The sequence below is a fragment of the Acidisphaera rubrifaciens HS-AP3 genome (genome assembly GCF_000964365.1).
GTDB lineage: Bacteria > Pseudomonadota > Alphaproteobacteria > Acetobacterales > Acetobacteraceae > Acidisphaera > Acidisphaera rubrifaciens.
This window is the reverse complement of sequence record NZ_BANB01000245.1, coordinates 1-1,387: the sequence shown is the minus strand read 5'-3', so window position 1 is coordinate 1,387 and position 1,387 is coordinate 1. Positions and strand designations below refer to the sequence as shown.

Below are 1,387 nucleotides of genomic sequence, written 5' to 3'. Positions count from 1 at the left end.
CCCAAGATCACCGCGGCCGACACCGAACGCTTACGATGTTTGCGAGCATGACGAAGCCGAGGAAGCTCGTTGGCAATTGGTCGTATCGGGTGGCTACACGCGACCTCCCTCAAGATCAGCGCGGATGGCGTCGCTATCATAGCCCTTGTCGGCCAGCACCGCGGTTGGATCGGGTAGATCGTCGTCCATCAGGTCGGTGTAGCTGCTCATGTCGGACGCCTGTCCTGGCGTCAGGCGGAAGCCGATGCCGAGCCCGTCCGCGTTCGCACGTGTATGGATTTTGGTCGTGAGGCCACCGCGCGAACGGTTAGTACCACGGTGGTGAATCTCCCCCTTCCTCCGGCGGCGTGCTGATGCGCCCGGACAATGGTGCTGTCGATCATTTGAAGCGTGTTGTCAGAGGCTTCGCTCTCCACCAATGCCGCCAGCATGACATCCCAAACGGCGGCCTCGGTCCATCGCCGGTATTGTCGGAACACCGAGTTCCAGTTCCCCCGTTCAGACGGAAGATCCCGCCACGTCGCTCCTGTGCGTGTGATCCAAAGGATCGCATCCAGCACCCGCCGATGGTCTGCCGGTGGTCGACCACCGCGTGAGCGGTTCTCCGTCAGGAACGGCTTGAAGAACCCCCATTCCTCGTCCGTCAGAAGGCCTCGGATCAAAGCCACTCTCCTCAAAGAGCAGCTTTGAATCACAACTCATGCCGTTTCGGAATCCCGTTTGTCCACGCAACCTAGGGTGTGTATCAAAAAAAGGGGGTAGCGGCACGTCACGTTGGAGAGGCGTGATCCAAGCTCCTTGAAGGGGCTTACGATGGTGGTCGCGACGATCTGACGAATTTCGAGTGGCAGGTGATCGCGCCGCTGCTGCTACGGAAATCCCGTCGCGTTGGGCGAGTCGATGATCGGCGTGTGCTCAGCGCGATCTTCTGGGTGTTGCGCTCGGGCTCGCCGTGGCGGGATCTGCCGGAGCGGTATGGCCCTTACACGACGGCCTATAACCGCTTCGTGCGCTGGCGCCGGGCGGGTATGTGGGGCGCCATCATAGACGCGATCGCCAAGGCCTATGATGGGCATATCCAGATGATCTACTCTTCCTCGATCCGGGTGCACCAACATGCCGCCGGGGCGAAAAAGGGCGGTCGGATCGTTGCATGGGCCGTTCACGAGGTGGGCTGACCAACATGGTGCATGCGCTGGTGGACGCGCGTGGCCTGCCGATCCGAATGGTGTTGCCTGCCGGTCAGGCGCACGACAGCCAAGCGGCGCCTGCGCAGCTGGACGGCCTGCCCGCGAACACGGTGATTGTCGCCTCCAAGGGCTGCGACGCCGACTGGATCCGGGCGATCATCAAAGAGTTCGTTTGAGAATGGTTGTGGCGGCGTCGG

Annotated in this window: 2 protein-coding genes and 1 pseudogene; 1 reads left to right on the top strand and 2 read right to left on the bottom strand. The window is 61.9% G+C overall.

Going from position 1 to position 1,387, the window contains the following annotated elements; translation table 11 throughout:
• Positions 1-93: 93 nt before the first annotated feature.
• Together B8460_RS23740 and B8460_RS08475 are read right to left on the bottom strand one after the other, a co-directional pair.
• Positions 94-327, bottom strand: coding sequence for a transposase (locus B8460_RS23740; protein ID WP_373855754.1), 234 nt, complete (start codon positions 325-327; stop codon positions 94-96).
• Positions 231-668 (bottom strand): IS5 family transposase, encoded by a 438-nt coding sequence (locus B8460_RS08475; RefSeq protein WP_373855753.1) that lies wholly within the window; start codon positions 666-668, stop codon positions 231-233. Before B8460_RS08475 ends, B8460_RS23740 begins: the two co-directional genes overlap by 97 nt.
• A 162-nt stretch (positions 669-830) precedes the next feature.
• Between B8460_RS08475 and B8460_RS23340 the strand changes: the two are divergent.
• Positions 831-1,357 (top strand): annotated as a pseudogene (locus tag B8460_RS23340) (IS5 family transposase); the annotation flags it as partial.
• Positions 1,358-1,387: the final 30 nt, after the last annotated feature.